Annotated in this window: 17 protein-coding genes; 8 read left to right on the top strand and 9 right to left on the bottom strand. The window is 37.3% G+C overall.

Going from position 1 to position 18,754, the window contains the following annotated elements; translation table 11 throughout:
• Positions 1–51: 51 nt before the first annotated feature.
• Positions 52–618, bottom strand: coding sequence for an energy transducer TonB (locus AC5YGI_RS01880; RefSeq protein ID WP_496167360.1), 567 nt, complete (start codon positions 616–618; stop codon positions 52–54).
• Between the two features lie 6 nt (positions 619–624).
• Positions 625–1,872, bottom strand: a complete 1,248-nt coding sequence (pepT, locus tag AC5YGI_RS01875) for a peptidase T (protein ID WP_202842024.1) — start codon at positions 1,870–1,872, stop codon at positions 625–627.
• A gap of 187 nt (positions 1,873–2,059) precedes the next feature.
• Here pepT and AC5YGI_RS01870 point away from each other — a divergent pair, with 187 nt between their 5' ends.
• The gene (locus AC5YGI_RS01870; RefSeq protein ID WP_110009044.1) at positions 2,060–2,908 is read left to right on the top strand and encodes a hydroxymethylglutaryl-CoA lyase; all 849 of its coding nucleotides are present in this window, start codon (positions 2,060–2,062) and stop codon (positions 2,906–2,908) included.
• A gap of 15 nt (positions 2,909–2,923) precedes the next feature.
• Here AC5YGI_RS01870 and AC5YGI_RS01865 read toward each other — a convergent pair whose 3' ends face one another.
• On the bottom strand, positions 2,924–3,664 hold the full coding sequence (locus AC5YGI_RS01865) for a hypothetical protein (RefSeq protein ID WP_496167359.1): 741 nt from the start codon (positions 3,662–3,664) through the stop codon (positions 2,924–2,926).
• Positions 3,665–3,749: 85 nt separating this feature from the next.
• On the opposite strand from AC5YGI_RS01865, the gene AC5YGI_RS01860 reads away from it, so the two are divergent.
• Positions 3,750–4,580 (top strand): sulfurtransferase, encoded by an 831-nt coding sequence (locus AC5YGI_RS01860; RefSeq protein ID WP_496167358.1) that lies wholly within the window; start codon positions 3,750–3,752, stop codon positions 4,578–4,580.
• Positions 4,581–4,631: 51 nt separating this feature from the next.
• Here AC5YGI_RS01860 and AC5YGI_RS01855 read toward each other — a convergent pair whose 3' ends face one another.
• Both AC5YGI_RS01855 and AC5YGI_RS01850 read right to left on the bottom strand, forming a co-directional pair.
• Positions 4,632–4,958 (bottom strand): SUF system Fe-S cluster assembly protein, encoded by a 327-nt coding sequence (locus tag AC5YGI_RS01855; protein WP_047422116.1) that lies wholly within the window; start codon positions 4,956–4,958, stop codon positions 4,632–4,634.
• 3 nt (positions 4,959–4,961) lie between these two features.
• The gene (locus tag AC5YGI_RS01850; protein WP_227941254.1) at positions 4,962–5,663 is read right to left on the bottom strand and encodes a 3'-5' exonuclease; all 702 of its coding nucleotides are present in this window, start codon (positions 5,661–5,663) and stop codon (positions 4,962–4,964) included.
• 82 nt (positions 5,664–5,745) lie between these two features.
• Between AC5YGI_RS01850 and AC5YGI_RS01845 the strand changes: the two genes are divergently transcribed.
• A complete protein-coding gene (locus tag AC5YGI_RS01845) occupies positions 5,746–6,516 on the top strand; it encodes a DUF4382 domain-containing protein (protein WP_496167357.1) in 771 nt (256 codons plus the stop codon).
• 67 nt (positions 6,517–6,583) lie between these two features.
• Here AC5YGI_RS01845 and AC5YGI_RS01840 read toward each other — a convergent pair whose 3' ends face one another.
• Both AC5YGI_RS01840 and AC5YGI_RS01835 read right to left on the bottom strand, forming a co-directional pair.
• Positions 6,584–6,931, bottom strand: coding sequence for a tRNA-binding protein (locus tag AC5YGI_RS01840; protein WP_076595106.1), 348 nt, complete (start codon positions 6,929–6,931; stop codon positions 6,584–6,586).
• Positions 6,928–7,437, bottom strand: coding sequence for a hypothetical protein (locus tag AC5YGI_RS01835; RefSeq protein WP_131436986.1), 510 nt, complete (start codon positions 7,435–7,437; stop codon positions 6,928–6,930). The genes AC5YGI_RS01840 and AC5YGI_RS01835 overlap by 4 nt, the downstream gene beginning before the upstream one ends.
• 286 nt (positions 7,438–7,723) lie before the next feature.
• Here AC5YGI_RS01835 and AC5YGI_RS01830 point away from each other — a divergent pair, with 286 nt between their 5' ends.
• Genes AC5YGI_RS01830 through AC5YGI_RS01810 form a run of 5 tightly spaced genes read left to right on the top strand, consistent with a single transcriptional unit; the run spans position 7,724 to position 16,715 of the window.
• A complete protein-coding gene (locus AC5YGI_RS01830) occupies positions 7,724–11,653 on the top strand; it encodes a hypothetical protein (protein WP_496167356.1) in 3,930 nt (1,309 codons plus the stop codon).
• Between the two features lie 30 nt (positions 11,654–11,683).
• A complete protein-coding gene (locus AC5YGI_RS01825) occupies positions 11,684–13,246 on the top strand; it encodes a hypothetical protein (RefSeq protein ID WP_330744829.1) in 1,563 nt (520 codons plus the stop codon).
• Between the two features lie 11 nt (positions 13,247–13,257).
• Positions 13,258–13,737, top strand: a complete 480-nt coding sequence (locus AC5YGI_RS01820; protein ID WP_330744830.1) for a hypothetical protein — start codon at positions 13,258–13,260, stop codon at positions 13,735–13,737.
• 57 nt (positions 13,738–13,794) lie between these two features.
• Positions 13,795–16,185, top strand: coding sequence for a hypothetical protein (locus AC5YGI_RS01815; protein ID WP_330744831.1), 2,391 nt, complete (start codon positions 13,795–13,797; stop codon positions 16,183–16,185).
• Complete coding sequence (locus AC5YGI_RS01810; protein WP_330744832.1) at positions 16,185–16,715, top strand: hypothetical protein; 531 nt, start codon at positions 16,185–16,187, stop codon at positions 16,713–16,715. The genes AC5YGI_RS01815 and AC5YGI_RS01810 overlap by 1 nt, the downstream gene beginning before the upstream one ends.
• An 89-nt stretch (positions 16,716–16,804) precedes the next feature.
• Here AC5YGI_RS01810 and AC5YGI_RS01805 read toward each other — a convergent pair whose 3' ends face one another.
• Both AC5YGI_RS01805 and AC5YGI_RS01800 read right to left on the bottom strand, forming a co-directional pair.
• Positions 16,805–17,815 (bottom strand): trypsin-like serine peptidase, encoded by a 1,011-nt coding sequence (locus AC5YGI_RS01805; RefSeq protein ID WP_330744833.1) that lies wholly within the window; start codon positions 17,813–17,815, stop codon positions 16,805–16,807.
• 71 nt (positions 17,816–17,886) lie between these two features.
• A complete protein-coding gene (locus tag AC5YGI_RS01800) occupies positions 17,887–18,732 on the bottom strand; it encodes a caspase family protein (RefSeq protein ID WP_120232383.1) in 846 nt (281 codons plus the stop codon).
• Positions 18,733–18,754 lie beyond the last annotated feature (22 nt).

The raw sequence follows: 18,754 nt of genomic DNA, 5'->3' as shown, positions 1-18,754 counted from the left end.
TTATTATATGAAAAATAAAAAACCCGCTATGATGATAGCGGGTTCTGTATATTATTTTTTAAAGGACATTGTTAAAGGAACAGAAACATTTGAAGAGACGGGTTTCCCTTTGTCTTCTGCCGGTTTCCACTTGCCTTTATCTTTAATCCGGTAAAAAGCGGCTTCGATGAATGCATTTACATCTTCATTATTTCCTTTTACATTGGGATTGAGAGCGTTCCCTTTGGAATCTACAACAAAACTTATTGTTGCTTTGTAGGTTTCCGAAGAAAAGTTCAAAAAGTCAAGATCTACAACTTCATATAAAAGCTTTTGAAAAGCGGCCCTACCTTTATCATATTCTGCGTCCTTACTCACTTTTGTTTTTACAGGAGGGTCTGCCGAGATCATTTTCTGATCTTCAAGAGAAGCTTTATCCAAAGCGGTCTTGTAAGCTGTTATTTTATCCTCTGTCAAAAGCCATTCTTTCTTGGTTCTTAAATCATTAGGCTTAGGATATTTATTATACAGAGCCGTTTTCTTTCTTTCATAGCGTGAGTCTGCCCTCTGAAATTCAGAAATCTGGGCACTGCTGAAAATAAAAGTGAAAATGAATGCTGATGCTAAGACCTTTTTCATGATGTATTAAGCTTTTACAATGTTAATAATAACTTCAGTTGCTTTTTCCATGCTTTCCAAAGCGACATACTCGTATGGTCCGTGGAAGTTGATTCCTCCCGCGAAGATATTCGGGCAGGGAAGTCCCATATAGGAAAGCTGAGCGCCATCTGTACCTCCTCTGATTGCCTTGATTTTAGGCTCAATGCCTGCTTCAGTCATTGCTTTTGCAGCAAGGTCTACAATATGCATTTTACCTTCAAACTGCTGCTTCATGTTTCTGTACTGCTCTTTAATCTCTACTTCAGCAGTTCCTTCCCCATGTTTTTGGTTGAACTCAGCTACTTTTTCTTCCATGAATTTCTTTCTGGCTTCAAATTTATCTGCATCATGATCCCTGATGATATATTGAAGTTTAGCTTCAGAAATATCCGCTGTAATGTCCATCAAATGGTAGAATCCGTCAAAACCTTTTGTCGTTGCAGGTGTTTCGTTCGCAGGAAGCATTTGCGCAAATTCAGCAGCTAAAAGAGCAGCATTGATCATTTTTCCGTAAGCATAACCGGGGTGAACACTTAATCCGTGGATTTTTACCACAGCTCCGGCAGCGTTAAAGTTTTCATATTCAAGTTCTCCAACTTCTCCGCCATCCATTGTGTAAGCCCATTCTGCACCAAATTTAGCAACATCAAATTTATGCGCTCCTCTTCCAATCTCTTCATCCGGAGTAAATCCTATAGCAATTCTTCCATGTTTGATTTCAGGATGCGCGATAAGATATTCAGCTGCTGTTACGATCTCTGCACAGCCGGCTTTATCATCGGCACCAAGAAGTGTATTTCCGTCCGTAGTAATTAAGGTCTGACCAACATATTTTTTTAAGCTTTCAAATCTTGATGGAGATAAAGTGAATCCTGTTGTCTGGTTCAAAAGAAGATCATTTCCATCATAGTTTTCCCAAACCTGAGGTCTTACATTTTCTCCGCTGAAGTCCGGTGAAGTATCATAATGGGAAATAAACCCTATGGTAGGTCTGTCATCATTTTCCAGATTAGAAGGAACATATCCCATGATATAGCCGTTGCTGTCTATAGAAACATCTTCCAGGCCGATGGTCTTCAGTTCTTCAGTAATATAGTTGGCAATATCCCATTGACGTTCAGTAGAAGGTGTTGTTTCACTTTCTGCATCACTGGTAGAATATATTTTTACATAGCTAAGGAAACGGTTCAGTAATTTTTCTTTCCACAAAGGGTTGAATTCTATTGTACTCATCAGATATCATAAATTTTAACAAAGTTAGCAAATTTGGTGCTGAGAATACATTATTTGCGATTTAATATCAGTTATTGAAATTATGAATCAGATATAAATATTTGAAAATCAAAATAGTGTTAGCTTTGTATGTACAGTATACCAAGTAGTTTAGTTTTATTATATTTGAGAAAATCAAAAAGTAAAAATGTTTCTTACCGAATGTCCTAGAGATGCTATGCAGGGATGGGGAGAATTTATCCCTACCGATAAAAAAATAGATTATATCAACTCCTTGATGGATGTTGGTTTTGATGTATTGGATTGTCTGAGTTTTGTTTCTCCAAAAGCAATTCCGCAGATGGCTGACTCTGATGAGGTGGCAAAAAATATTGACAAATCACGCTCCAAGACTAAAGTTTCTGCCATTATAGGTAATTACAGAGGTGCCGAAAAAGCATTGAAACATGAGTCAGTAGATATTCTGGGTTTTCCGTTTTCTATTTCTGAAACGTTCCAGCACAGAAATACCAACAAAAGTCAGGAAGAAGCATTCGATGAAATCATTAAAATGCTTGAACTGGTAAAAAGTGAAGGGAAACAGCTTAATATCTATTTCTCTATGGCTTTTGGAAATCCGTATGGTGAAATGTGGAAATGGGAAGATGTTGACCAGTGGGCACAAAAGTTCTCAGATATCGGAGTGAAAGATATCTTGTTATCAGACACTACCGGCGTAGCCACTCCTGAGACCATTGCTCTTTTGTTTGAAAAAATACCTTCAAAATATCCGGATATCAACTTCGGAGGCCATTTTCATAACCGCTATGAAGATTCGTACTCGAAATTAAAAGCCGCTTACGACCAAGGCTGCCGAAGATTTGACAGTGCGATCAAAGGAATCGGAGGATGCCCAATGGCTAAGGATGATCTTGTAGGAAATATGCCTACAGAACAGGTGATCAACTTTATGAGTGTTGAAAAAGCAGAACATAAGCTGAACCTTCTGAACTTTGAAAGTTCTTATAACAAGGCGAAGGATATCTTTCATTTTTAAAATACAGACAATTATTTAATCAAATTTTATAGAATCGCTGTCTGACTGGGATGGTGATTCTTCTTCATAATGCGGGTTTTTCATGTCATCAAGCTCTTCTTTAGTATATTGATGGAATTCTTCAAAATTGGTAGTTTTTGAAACATAAAGGATAACGCTTTTACGGTATTTAAATTTGATAATAAGCCCATCTTCTGGAGACGGCTCTAAATATTCAGTATCCATAAAAATCTTACTTCCTCTTTTGAAAGAATTGATAACCGGCACTTCGCTATCAAATCTTTTCTTATAAAGAACATCTCCATTACTGGAAATAATGAATAAAATACTGCTGCTGGAGTCTTCATTTTCTACTAAAAATGCGAGATCATCTTTGTTTGTTTCATTTTTTCCAGTAAAATTACCAAATGTGAATACTTTGGGTGCACGGTCTTTGATATTGGTAAGATGAAACCTCTCGGAATGGTCTTCTGCATCGTAAAATTTATTGTTGATAAATATTTGAACGATTCCTTTTTTATATTCTTTGTTAATCTTATTATATTCTTGTATTTTAAACGTGATGCTTGCCAGATAATCAAAATTCTCAATAACGATGGCTGGAGTACCATACTCTACCTGCGGAGAATCTGTTGAGGTGAAATAACGTTGCCAGTTGTATAAAAATGAAAAAGCGATTAATAGAAGAGCTGCTATTACAGATGTTAAAATCCACTTTTTATTTGATTTTTTCGGAAGCTTTGGGTTAGAATTCATATTTGTCTTTTTTAATTGCTTAAATTTATACAAAATAATTCTCAGGAAAATAATTTTAACCTGAAGTATAATTTATCAATCCATTATGAAAACTTCTTCAATTACAAAGACTATTAACGTTTCACAGAATACAATTGTTTTAGATGCAAGAACTGGAAAAGAAGCAAAGCAAAGCTATCTTGACAAGCACATTAAAGGAGCCCGGTTCATAGATCTGGACAGAGATCTGGCTGAAATTGGAGAAAATGCAGCTTTTGGTGGAAGGCATCCTCTTCCTTCGGTAGACAAGTTTGCTGTAACTCTCTCAAATCTTGGAATATCAGAAGATGCTCATATTGTTGTCTATGATGACAAAAATGCTTCCAATGCAGCAGCAAGAGCATGGTGGATGCTGAGATCTTTCGGACTGGAAAATGTTCAGGTTCTTGATGGTGGAATGCAGGCAGCAGAAAAAGAAGGATTAGAATTTTCTTCCGGAGAAGAAACATTTGATAAAGCAGCTTTAATTAAAAAAGATCATTGGAGTCTTCCGGTTTCAAGTCTGGAAGTAGTTGAAAATGAATTAATAAACAATTCTTCTACAGTTGTTGATGTAAGAGATGCCTACCGCTACAAAGGTGAATCTGAGCCTATTGATCTGGTCGCGGGGCATATTCCGGGGGCGATCAATATTCCTTTTTCTGAAAACCTTGATGAAAACGGAAATTTTCTGAGCCCGGAAATCTTAAAAGAAAAATACAGCCAATTTTTAAAGGATAAACCTGAACACCTTATTATTCATTGTGGATCAGGTGTTACAGCTTGTCATACAATTTTAGCCCTGGATTATGCAGGATTTCCCATTCCGGATCTGTATGTAGGTTCATGGAGTGAATGGAGCAGGAGAGAAGGCAAGGAAATCGCAAAAGATATTTAAAAATAAAAACCCCGAAAATACTTCTTCGGGGTTTTATATTGTTAAGAGTAATTAAAGCATTCCCAGCTCAAACTTCGCCTCTTCGCTCATCATATCCTTATTCCAGCTCGGTTCGAAAGTAAGCTCTAAATCTACACTGTTTACATGCTCTACTTCAGCCACTTTATCTTTTACTTCCTGAGGAAGTGTTTCTGCCACAGGACAGTTGGGAGTAGTAAGTGTCATGATAATTTTTACGTCTGCATCATCGGAGATCTGGACATCGTAAATCAGCCCTAATTCGTAAATATCTACCGGAATTTCAGGGTCATATACGGTTTTTAATACACCAATGATTTCCTCACCAATGTCAGCAATTTGATCGTCTGTAAATTTCATTTTTTAATCTAGATTGATATTCCTTTTCAACAAATCTTCCTGACGCATGCGCCGGAAAATATTTGCCAAAGTTAAGACATCTTTTTCACAATAGTCAACAATTCTCTGCAAGTCTTTTTCTATGTAGTAAATTGATGAAACCATTGAGCCGTCAATATCATCCTTCGGAGTAGGAATACCAAAGACATGAGCCAGTAATTCCAGGGAGACAAAACTTTTATAATCCCCGAACTTCCAGAGTTCCATAGTATCTATATGAGGAATTTCCCAGGGCTTTTTCCCAAACATCTGAAATGGTGCCGGCGGCTGCATTCCATTGATGAGATAACGCCTGGCAATCCACGGAAAATCAAATTCTTTTCCGTTGTGGGCACAGAGAATCACATTATAAAGTCTTGGGCTGTTGAAGATTTCTCCAAATTCCTGCAGCATTTTCTTTTCATCATGCCCGGAAAAACTCTTTATTTTTAACGTTTCATTCTTTTCAACCATTCCAATGGTAATACAGATGATTTTTCCAAACTCGGCCATAATACCGGCTCTGTCATAAAATTCTTCAGCAGTAACATCTTCTTTTCTCTGAAATTTTGTTTTTTTATCCCACAGATATTGTTCTGTTTCTGATAACTCGTTCCAGGAGCCGGATTGCGGAACCGTTTCAATATCAAGAAATAAAATTCTTTCTAAAGGAATGTTTTGGATCATTTTTTGTTTTTTATAACCGAAATATATGACATAATAAATCAATTATCCAAAACGTTTTTTATTATACATAAATTTAAAGCTTATGAAGAATTTATTCATTATAGGAAGCAGTATCTGCTTATTATTCTTGGCATCATGTAATGATTCCGATGAAAAAGGTTCTGCTACAGTGAATGTAAGGCTTACAGACGGCCCTGCTGCATATAATGCTGTTAATATTGATATTCAAAAAATTGAAATTAACAGCAATGGAGAATGGACAGCGTTAAACTTTCCAAATCCGGGAGTTTATAATCTTCTTAATTTTAAAAATGGAACAGATGTAGTTTTAGGACAGGCCACACTTCCTGAAGGAAATGTTTCTCAGATGAGAATGGTACTGGGTCCTAATAATAGTGTGGTTGTAAACGGAGTAACTTATCCGCTGCAAACCCCATCGGCTCAACAGAGCGGACTGAAATTCAACTGGAATCAGACATTATCAGCAAACGGAGCATATACCGTGTGGATTGATTTTGATGCCGGAAGATCTATTGTAACGACAGGGAATGGATCATATATTTTAAAACCGGTGATACGGGCATTCTCTGAGCTTACCAATGGACAGATTAAAGGATATGTACAGCCTCAGGCGGCGCAGGCAGTTATACACGCCATTATGGCTTCAGATACGCTTTCTACTGCAATCCCTAACCCTGACGGATTTTTCATGTTTTCAGGGCTTCCACAAGGAAGTTATACCGTTTCTTATGATGCCGGAAACAGCACTGGATATATGGATGAAAATACACCCAATGTATCAGTAAGCTTTGGTCAGGTTACCAATCTTGGGGTAAAAACCCTCCATCAATAAATAATAATATCAAATAAAAAAACCTTAGTGAAAGTCTTCCTAAGGTTTTTTATGTTTTATTGGCAGGTTATCCTACCTGCATTCCGTTTTTTGTGGGTAATGATGGCGTTAAAAGAGTGACATCTTTTTTGTCTTCACCATAAAGCCCTAACACCAGACATTCACTGAAGAAATTAGCAATCTGCTTTTTAGGAAAATTCACTACGGCTAAAATCTGTTTTCCAATAAGCTCTTCTTTTTCGTAGAGAGAAGTAATTTGTGCAGATGATTTTCTGATTCCTAGGTCTCCAAAATCTATTTCGAGCTGGTACGATGGATTTCTTGCTTTTTCAAAATCATTTACTGAGATTATAGTTCCGCATCTGATGTCTATTTTTTCAAAATCTGCCCAGGTGATGTCTGGTTTTACTGTCATGGTAATTCGTTAATTAGATGTTCTACTTCTGTTTTCTGTTCTGCATACTTTTGCTGCAATACTGAGCCTTCACCCATTCTTTTGTAGTATTCCAATGCTTTTCCTCCAAAGAATTTTTTATGAAAATCCGAAACTTCAGGAATCTGTGGGAAAACCTTGTGAAAAAGCATTTCATAATACGCCTGAAATTCCCTTTCATTTTTGTCTTCAATAACTTGTCCGGGTGCTTTTTGTCTTACATGAAGCATTTCGTGGGCAACCATATTCAGAACAAGGTTCAGGTCAAAGTCAAATAAATTTCGTGGGATCATTACGGTTTGAGGTCCTCCCAGATCTCCTTCTGCTGTAAGAAGCATCGACGTAGGAGATAGCTCTTCCCTGAAACCAAATCCCGCAAAGTTCTCATGTTCCAGATTAAAAGAATGGATCAGATACTTGGCAGCATCCAGAATCTGGTTGTGTTCTTTGTAAGCCTCAAGGTGTAAGTTGATCTGCTCGAAATTCATCTGAAGTATGTTTTAAACAAATGTATTAAAATATTGAGAATACCAATAGTTTTTGTTCCAAAGGTTTAGAGTAGAAAAATAACTTTTTTTATACGACGAGTTCTGTCGCTTCTGGGGGTGATCTTTGCTTTAAGAAAAAACACAGAATATGAAACTAGACTTAAAAATTCCAGGTGGACATCTTTTGCCGGAAACCACCTAAAAAAATAAGGCTAAAACCTGAAGACATTCTACTAAAAAGAGCTTCAGATCTCAACCTTTATAAAAATCAAAACAAAATTAAAAAATGGAAGCAATTAATCAAAATAATAGCTCACAAACTTTATTCAGATTTGCAACGATGCGCAACGCGGAATTGTCTGATCCAAAGAATAGGGAGAAAAGATTTATTTTCAGAAACTATCTAAGACAAAAGGGAGTAATTGACCCACGAGTAGAAGCTGGAGAATCTTTGAAAAGCGTCTGTGAAAAGATCACAGGTTTAACTATAGAAACAGAAGAGTCATTAAAAGCTAAAAGTGTACAATTTTATGAATTGTCAGTTTGGGTTGCAAAAAATAAAGTAAAAGCAACCAAAGAGGAGTTTGATGCTAAAATCAAAACTTATAAAGAGACTCCAAAACCTATCGTTGAAATTGACTCTAATATTTGGGATAATCTTATTTATCAGGTGGTCACTCAAAAAGATTTTTACGCAAAGGAAACTTTAATGCAATTTTTACATCTGGATCATATTCTTTCCAATTATGATGGAACTACTCAAACGCAGTATGAAGATGTTATTAAAGCCAAAGTTGTTCTTCCTAAGGAGCTTTTTAGTGCTAAGACTGCTTCTTCAAATACAGTTGCTTCAAGAGAGGGAAACAGTATTCAAAGTCATCCTTTGAGTGATAGTGCCTTGAAGTTTGCAGAAGCTACAGTAAACTTAAAAGGAAATGAGGAGCTTAAAAGAACTTTAGAACAGCTTGAGAAGAATTATCAAAAAGAATACGGAGCGGCTTATGATATTGCCTACAAACAATATCAAGAAGAGGTAAGGCCTGAGCAGTCCAGATATGATGCCCTAGTAAAAGAACAGGAATATCAGAAGGAAATTTTCCTGGCAGCAGATAATCGTGAAGGACTATCAAGTTTAAAATATATTCCGGTTCCGGAAGTAAAGACTTTTACATTTAACTTTCGTCCTGAAATTCAGGCAGATGATCTGCAAAGAAAATTAAGCCAAGAAAATAACGAATCTTTACAACGAATTTTTGGGACATCAAACTCACTAAATGATGTTTCAACCTTTACAGAGCTTTTTCAGACCATTGAACAAAACAGCCAGCAGCTGCAGCAAACGATATTAAATAATACAAATCTTACTCCACAGGTTTCTGCAACAGTAGGAGGTGTTGTTATTCCTGTAACGCAATCTGTAAATACTCAGGAGATTCCTTTTTTTGCAAGAACAATGAGTGGTAATATGGGATTGGGGGATCATACCATGATTCTAACGACTGATATCAATGCTCCTAAGCACATTGTAAGTGGAAATTACAATATAAAGTCATATGATGACCAACTTTTAGCAGGTGGAACCCTGGCTTATACATTTGATGCTCCCAATGTAACATCTTTATTCAATACTCCGGAAAAAATTCCCGCTGCTGTTATAGATAAAAATGAAGTTTTACTATTGGAAGGAGAAGTTATTCTTAATGATGGACTTGCCTATACGATGAAAGCGAAGTTATTGTGGACGGCAAACAGAATGTACAGATTTGAAGGACCAGGAACATTTACATTAAAAAATAAAGGTACCGGAGGTGATGGAGGAACCGGTAACTGCCTGCCTGTTTTATTAAGAACCAGATCTTTTCAGAACTATTCGGACAGATGGTTGCTAAGTATGACACCTAAAGAGACTACATCGTTATTTTCATCAGCTTCAGGAATAATCAAAATATTGGATAATAATGGGAATGTAGTTCAAACCTCAAATCAATTACAGGTTGCCGGTGGGGGAGATTACTTATCCTTGTTTAGCGATGGTGTTTTGCCTCAATTACAAATTACAGACGCTATAAAGAATGGCTGCCAGCTTGAAGCAGAGCTTACCCTTGATGACGGAAAAGTATATACCTGTAAAATTCCTATGACAATATATACTGCAGGAGGAATAGATTCAGTAACAAAAATCTATAATCTGACAGGTGAAGGAAGTGTTTGTCTGAAAAATAAAGATATCCCGACAACACCTGAGGATGATCAGACATTCATCCCATCAGGCTTTGGAATGAGAAATATTGGGATTGCAGATTATCGAAAGGTAGAGCAAAGCACTTACTGTTATGTAGAAGGAGATGTTTCACATATTGAAAACGTCATGGCAAGGGAGTATAGAGAAAAATCTTCGCGAAGATTAAAAAGAAGTGAATCCCAAACTACCAAATCTACGGAATCTGAAAAAGAGAAATTGACGGATACAACTTCCACGGAAAGAAATGAGATGCAAAGTGAAATTTCTAAAGTTCTTCAGGAATCTAAGGATTTTGCAGCCCAGGCAGGATTTAATGCATCATGGGGAGGAAGTGCTTCTCCAAGATACATGTTAAATACTGCTGCTAACTATGCTACTCATAGTTCCAAAGAAGAAAGTAACAGACAGGCCGTTACCGAGGCTAAAGATGTTACCGCCAGAGCCCTGGAAAGGATTGTTACCAAGGTGAAAGAAGAACGAATTGATAAAATCCTTGAGGAATATGAGGAAAACAATAAACATGGTTTTGATAACACCAAAGGCAGCAACCATGTCGTAGGGGTATATCGCTGGGTGGATAAAGTAGTCAAAAACCAGATCTTTAACTATGGAAAGAGAATGATGTTTGAGTTTATGATTCCGGAACCTGCCAAATTACATTCATTAGGAATGAAGGTAAGTAATGTTGTTGAAAATCAATTGGTAAAGCCTATTGATCCGAGAGAATCTGCCGGGATGCAGATCAAAGACTGGAGTGCTCTGGCAGATTCCACAAAACTAAAATATTGGCTGGGTTATTACAATGTTGAAGTTGATGAAAGACTGGAACCAGTTGTGTATGTAGGAAAATCCATTGATTACTCATCCACTGAATCAAAACAGGCCTCTTCAAAATCTGACCTTATTGCGATCCCGGAACATTATATCACTGAATCTTATGTTGTTAAAAGCAATAATTCATTCCCAGGCTACAATGGCTGGGCAAGTGGAGTAAGTTTATTGGTAGGAGGAGATAGTTCGTCTAATGCATTCTTAAAATTTGTAAGGGAGGTTCCTATTACTATTGCGACAACAAATGCCCATTATTTCCATGCAACGGTTAATATCAAATGTGTGCTGCAGGAAGAATATAAAAATGGCTGGCTGCAGAAAGCATTCAATAAAATTATTGAAGCCTATAAAGTGGAGTTGAGCAAGTATGAAGCTGCCTTGGCAGATGCAAAAGCTGTAGGAGCTCAGATCAAAGGATCTAATCCAGGATTCTACAGAAAAATTGAAAATACCATTTTAAGAAGAAACTGTATTTCCTATATGCTGAATCAGAATCCTGATGCATTACTCACTTTCGGTAAAAAAAGATATTATACCAATGATAATGCTTCTACAGAAACTTTTCAGAATACAGACATTAAGGTGGATGAAAAACTGGATCAATATGCTGCATTTATCAAATTTATGGAGCAGGCGTTTGAATGGGAAATCATGAGTTATTATTTCTACCCCTATTATTGGGGTGAAAGAAAATCATGGGCAGATTTATATCAGTTTGATGATAATGATCCTACGTTCAGAGTATTTATGCAGTCAGGTATGGCAAGAGTTATTGTTACGGTAAGACCAGGATTTGAAGAAGCAGTGAGACATTTCCTGGCTACAGGACAAATCTGGAACGGAGGTGAAGTTCCTGTCATTGATGATCCTTTATTCTTATCCATTGTGGATGAATTACGCTCACCAAAAGCGACAAAAGAAGGAGAGCCATGGAGAGAGAAAATTCCTACTTCCCTTACCATTCTTCAGGCAGGATCTATTGGGCTAATAGTTAAAAAAGCCCTGCCTTGCAACTGTGAACCAGGAGTGAAGTTTGATGATGAACTGGGAGAAATCTGCGGAACCAATTTTGAACCCAATGACAATCTTCTTGGAGTAGAATCGCTGGAAGGACAGAAAGTGATTTTGGGAGACTGGAAATAACATAATTATTAACCTTAAAAATTAAAAAAAATGCCAATTATAGGAAAAATTATACGTGTCAATGAATTGCCTCCCATTGGAGAAAGAGAAGTGAACGCCATCTATCAGGTAGCTGCAATAGGTTCTCCCACTTACACAGATTATGCTGTTGATGAAAACGGAGATTTAAAAATGCATGCCGTTGTTGATGGAACTATTCCCCTGGAATTAGCTGATAGTCATATCAGTATTTCAAATACGGATCTTGTAGCAGAAGGAATGGCAAGTCAGGCTCAATATAATATCAATACACAAGAGAAATTAGCTAAAAAATTAGAAATACCTCTGACAGATGGGAATGCGCAGGATTATCCTAAAATCATAGGAATGAATGATAACGGAAATGTTGCCAAACTTCCGGCAGGTGATCTGGGAAAAAATATAGCCAATTCATCACTTACATCTGTTGTGGGAGCAGGACTGAAATTAGGAGCCAACTGGACGTTAGATACTTCAGGACTTTATTATTCGATCACAGGCTTGAATGACGTTTCCAATGATGCTACCTTTAGTACTTTCTTATCTCAGAACTCTTCAGGACGTGTAGGTAAAACAAATGGAAAGCAGCCGTTCTTAAGCTTGCCGGCCACTCTTTCCGAAGCGGAGAAAACAGCATGGAAAACAGCAATGAACGGAGGCTGGACGACTAATACTATGAGTGTTGCTGTTATCACTCCTCCTGTTGTAGATAAGCAGAATAAAAACTACTGGATCAGCTTAAGAGGAGCCAACCTTAACCTCCCTCCCACATCTTTCTCCATAGATATCATGGATGAAAGCGGCTCTACGAAATTAGCGACTGTTCCTAATTCACAGGTACAATTATATACCAATGGATTAGACCTGACATTCTATTACAACTTTAAGGATTTACCCATAGGACAGTATAAGATAAGACTATGGAATGGAGTCGCTTATTATGTGACACCCCTTACAGTTTCAGTAGTGCAGAATCTACAGATTGCAGATGTATCAGCATTGACATGGACCAAAAAGATTTATAATGATGCATCCAATCCCGACACATTTGGTAGCGGAGGATCAGCTATTTATCAAAGCAACTCTGCTGTAAAAGCTTACAGTACGGATGATCCTACTATCGTAGCAGCACTTAAATCCTCAAAGCTTAATAGTGCCGGAGAAAACTTTTATCTGGAATTTTCTGTCAATTATCAGCATGCAGCTAATATGACCTCAAAAACACAATATGTAGGACTGATGAATAATGCATCGAATGTAGAATTATTGGATCAGACTATTACCCGCCTAAAAACAGTAGGAACACTGGGAAACAGTATAGGATACAGAGTTCATTACCTTAATAATGTAGTAGTGGGAGCCGTTAATGCAGGGACTACCGGAACCAATGAGACCATCAATGTTATTATTGTTAAAAACGGAACCTCTATGACTGTTTCTATGACTGCAAGGGGAGTTACATCACTGGCCATTATTTCTGTTCCTGACGTTGAATACAGCTTGAATATGGCCGTCAATAATATGGGAGGGAATGCAACAACATCGTTAAATATTATCAATTTATACAAATTTTAAAAACAAAAATTATGAACGAACATTTAATTATACCCGAAAACATTAAAGAAATCCTTAATAATGTAGAGAATATTTCATTAAGCCTTGCAGAACTTCCACTTCAGGAGCATCCGAAGCTTCCACAATTTCAAAGAAGTATTCGTGTATTGGATATTGATGCTAAATCTGAACAACAGTTCATCAGTTTCAGATATAAGCAGATTTTGAAAGACAAGGAAACAGGAGAAGAAATTAATATTTCACTTCCTTCTCCGGAATGGATAATCTATAAAGATACGTGGAGCTACCTTCGTGACGGAGACAATCATCTTATAGAACTTCCTGTTGCAGAACCTGAAGGTAATATGAATACCGATCTGGTAAAAGTACCAAGCTATCAGTACATGCTTTGGCTGTTGAAAAACAATAAAGCTGGTTTTACAGAACTTCTGGCTTCCTATCTGGATGAATTTGTGGAAAAACACAAAGAGAACCTAGATGCACTTTCTTAAGAATTATTAATTACTGGCAGGGCCTCAAAGCCCTGCCTTTTTCAAAAAAGAAAAATTATGGAAACACTTGAACTTAGGGAAATTATCAGTAAGGAATGGCGTACTGATGATTTTATAAAAAAGCAGCTGTTATGTAATAAATTGAAATACAGCAATCAGTTTAATCAGCGGTTTATTCTGGATTATAACATCAATGATTATGATGGAACTGCCGAAGAAAAATACATTAAGGATGATAAAGAGAACATTATATACTTAAAAACATATCTCAATAAGAATAAAGAGCTTGTGAATCTGGTCCAAACAGAGTGTGAAATCAAATTTGTAATTAATGCTGCCCAAGAGCAGATTTCCTGCCAGCTTATTTATTTTTATCACAGAGATGCAGATCGGGAAGAGCTCAGGAGAAAGAAAGCTATTATATTGGAAACCTTTTCCTATGAAGAATTTAGGAGATTGGTCAATTATGTTGGGTATGGTGATTTCGAAAATTATTCTAAATACAAAAACTACTTCACAGAAATCTTTAAATCAGGTTTTTTAAAAGCAAAGAGTGCAGAGGAGCTTAAATTTCTTTATAACAATACTCCTGAGTTTGTCCTTCGGGGAATGGCTCTTGAAAATGAAACGTTATTTGGGCATCTGCTTGCCTTGACAAAACTTGATGATACTGGGATTTTCAGCGGATGGAAGGATGGAAGTTCTGCTTTAGTCAATGTCTTAAAAGCATTTTCCGATCGTTTTTTTTTAGTGGACAAGTTCAAAAAAAGTCCTGAACTCTGCAACAGGATTTATTTCAACCTGGATGGGGTAAGTGAGTTTAATGGAGAAATGAAATCCAACCGTATCATTTTTGCTACTATCCTGATGGAGTATTGCCTGTTTTCTTATAGTCGTCCGAAGGCAGGAGCTTCTACTTTCAGGATAGGAAATGAGTATAAAGTTAATACTGAAGTTTTCGGGCTGGCGGGAGATCTATTGGGTTTTGGAAAATCAGATGAAAAAACTTTTTTTCTTCAGCAGCAGAAAGAAGTGACAAAAAGAGTTTTCATTGTACCTAAAGAAGGAGATCCTAATGCAACAGAACAGGTAACAGAAGATCTGGATGAAGGAGCAGAGTTTTATCCTCTTGAAATGGTTTATTTTATAAAACAACAGACATCAGAAACCAATGAAGGAGCGGAACAGGAAGGTACTATCATGATGGTTCCGGCTATTTATGTAAAAGCGCTGGCTGATGCAGAAAAGTGGGAAGATATTAATGAAACCATCCGGATTGTGGGCGATATGCTAGGAGTCGTTTTTGGAATCGGAACATTAGCATTATCCGGAAACCCGTATCTCTTATTAGCAGCGGCGGCAGATCTTAGTTTGGCATTACCGGATCTCACCATACGGGCGTTCCGGGCGGAAATTGCCAAACTTCCTGGAGGAGATGAATTTTTGAGGCAATGGGATCTTATTTATAATGTATTGGGATCTGCTGTAGCAGTACCGCAGCTTGCTGTTGGTTTAGCGCAGCTTACTGTCGCTTTTTACAGAAGTTGCTTAAGCTTATTGAAAGCATCTGTGAATGTTGCAGAAAATGTGAGACAGGGATTGCGTGCAAGTGCAATTTCCGTATTTTTGGATTTGAACAGCGGAGTTTATCAAAGGAAAGATCTCCGCATGTTTAATCCAACAGAATGGGTAATCCCAAGCGCAGGGTTCATTTCAAAAACATCGGAATGTGATGCTTTGATACAGAATGGAGCGTTCTTTCTGGAGATTGATGCAGCTGCTATTATGGAGAGTATTGGAAAAAAAGGAGGTATTAATCCTGATGCGATAGGCTCAATAAGTAGTAATAGGAGATTTGCTTTGGTGTATAAAGGTGAGATTATTGCTCAAGGAAGCCGTTATGATAAAGCGTATCAGAAAGTTTTGCAGGAGATAAGAAAAGTAAGTTATGATGCTGGAAAGGTTGGAAAGATTTTAGAAGAATATAGGATAATTGCTTTTTGTGAAAGAATACCGAAAATAGCAAATAAATATCCAATAGAAGAGTTGCCAAAAGATGGATTTGTTCTCGGATATAAAATGGATTCTCAGGGAGTTTTTAGACAATTGAATGATAATATTTTTCCTTCAGACGAATTTGATTTTGTAATTACAAAATCTGGTGAATTAAAAATAGGAGAGAAACATCATTTACTAGGGAATCGTGAGGATGTTTTAGCTGCTGGAGGTATTCGTTTTAAAAATGGTAGAATAGTGGAATTTGATAATATGTCTGGCCACTATACACCAACAGCAGAAGAAGCTGAAAGATTAGGAGAAATACTAAAGGGGCTTGAAATACCTATTAAAAGAGCACGTAATGAAATCACTCCTTTAGGTATAAATAGCAGAGGAGAGGTAGTGCGGACTGGGAAGGATAAAATAATATATATACAAAATATAAAATAATGGAACAGATTATACAAAAATTACATCATGGAATAAAACAAAGTGGTTGGGATTCTTATAAACCTTTAAAAAATGAATTACTAACCTATAATTCAAAAGATTTAATAATTAAGCTGCTTAATTCTGAGGATTTTAGATATAAAAATGTAAGAAGTCTTTTTGTTATTATTCCCGAATTATGGAAAGATTTTAATCTGGATGATTGGATGTATATTATTCGAAAAGTTGACCGTCCTACAAACTACCGATTATATATTGATGACGGACCCTATTTTGAAGACATTCGTTTTTTATATAACTGGATAGGTATAGATAGTATTAGTTTGTATAAAAATGATCCGGGAGTTTCTTCTAAAAATAAACAAAACTTGGATAAAGTATTTCCAATGTTTCTACATGATACATTAAGAAATGGAGATTATAAGGAAGAATTTTCAGATGGAACTTTTGGAGACATAAAATATTTCCGAGATATGAAAACACGATTAATAAATCAAGGGGCAAAGCCAAGTCCAATGCCAAATTTATAATGACTTGGAATAGTTTTAGAAACATTTTAAACTGAAATAACCCCGGCCGCCTTCAAAGGCGGCCGGGGTTATTAAACTAAAAAAATAAATTAAGGATGTTCATTTCTCGCTCTGATGACCAGATTGACTAAATCCGAGCCGCCACTTGCAAAATTATCGCTTGGATTATGTGCGCTTTGAGTAGCCACAGCATACGGAGAGCCATCCCAATATCCCCAGAAAGGACCTCCGCTTTGTCCAGGCCATATATCTGCTTTATGGCTCATGCTTTCGTTGTCATCAGCACTCCAGAAATCTCCATCCAGTGCGATACCTGTCTGGTAGGTAGGTCTTTGCGTTCCGGTAAGATCTCCCGGATAGCCTGCGTGAGTCCAGTAAGCACCTCCGTCCCATGAATCTGAATAGGATTTTGAACCTAACCAGCCTGTGCTGTTTCCGATAGGTCTGTCCAATACAATTACCACATAATCATATTGTATCTCTGTAGAATCAATAGAAGGTCCTGCAACTTTATACTTGTAATACGTTAATGTACCCCAGGCAGTTCCGTAAGGAGCGCTTCCGTTGTAATACATCGGAGTGAATTTCAGCCATCCCGTTGTATTATTAGGCTGCCAGTCTACAATGTGAGAGCAGGTAAGAAGGTGTCTTGGTCCGATCATTACGCCGCTTCCTGAACCCAGAGAGCTTTCTACTCTGCCGACACATCTCCACGGATAAGCTGTAGAATTGTATACTTTTCTCTGATCGACTCCAAAAATGGTTCTTGCATTTTCAGGAGTCAGGAAAGAATCTCTGTCAATAAATTTAGGTTTACGGTCTCTTTTCGGTTCAAGCTTTGGGCTGTATTCAAAATCAGCATGGGTAGGGTAGAAATGGTCAGTTTCCAGTGCACGGTTTTCTGCTGTTTTTTCGTCCATCGGCATTCCTATAGTTTTCATTCCTTTAGGAAAAGTTCTTCCGTTAATGGTTTCCATAGCGGGAGCCTGCTTAAATAGTTTTTCAACTGCTTCTGGTTTTTCAGTTGATTTCGCTTTAACAGTTCTAAGTCTTAGAACTTCTTCAGCGGTCATTGGGTTGTTGTTTTCGGTTTTTGACATGATTATTATTTTAATCTGGTATATTCCTACTCTTTTATGGCTTTTCGGATTCCGCCGGTAATGGTTATTAGTTAAGTGAATATTTTTTGTGAAAATTCTGCAGTGATGCTTTCTGTCTGGTTGATCTGGGCAGCTCCCATAGCCGCTAAGGCAATGGCAACCTGTTTATCAAGAGTTTTTCTTACAATATTACCATTGGTAGCACGTAGTATTTTACAGAAATGATACGTAAAATAGCCTCGTATCTGTCCGCTGATATTTCCTTCCATGGATACCTGATTGTCTTTTGCTGCAGCCCATAACGTATGATTCATTCCGGTAACAGGTACAAGTGCTTTAGTGAGAACGGTTGATTTTTTTGAATTTTTAGAGGTTTCCATTTCACTGGCATAAGTGAGATAAAATTCATCCTCAAGCATTGGAGGGATATAACGGGCCGTTTCGTTGAGAAGATCAGCTTCCAGCCCCAGATCCATTTTTCGGGTTCCCGTTCCCGAATAACAGCAGTCGAAGATAACTTCCATATTTACTCCGGCTTTCAGTTTGCTGAGAACGGTTTTAAAATCATCATCACGAATGACACCGTTATTGGCATAGTCGTGCGGACAAATGGCTTCATCCAGACCATCCAGTTCCAGATCTGATCCTATATTAGCCACTCTGGTTCCGTGTCCTGAATAATAAAAAACAAGAGAATCTCCTTTTACACTCGTGCTGATCATGGATTTCAGATAGTTCAATATATTCGCTCTTGTAGCATTTTGATTGGTCAGGATTTTAATCTTTGCCGGACTAAAACCACAGATCACCAATGTATTGGCCATATCTCTCGCGTCATTTACACAGCCGTTAAGATCCGGACCTCCGTATCCGATGGGTGCATAATCATTAATACCTACGATAAGTGCTTTTTTCATTGTATTAGTTTTAAAAATATTC

The organism is Chryseobacterium sp. CS3K3.1, assembly GCF_059515165.1.
This window is presented reverse-complemented; position numbering and strand designations above follow the sequence as displayed.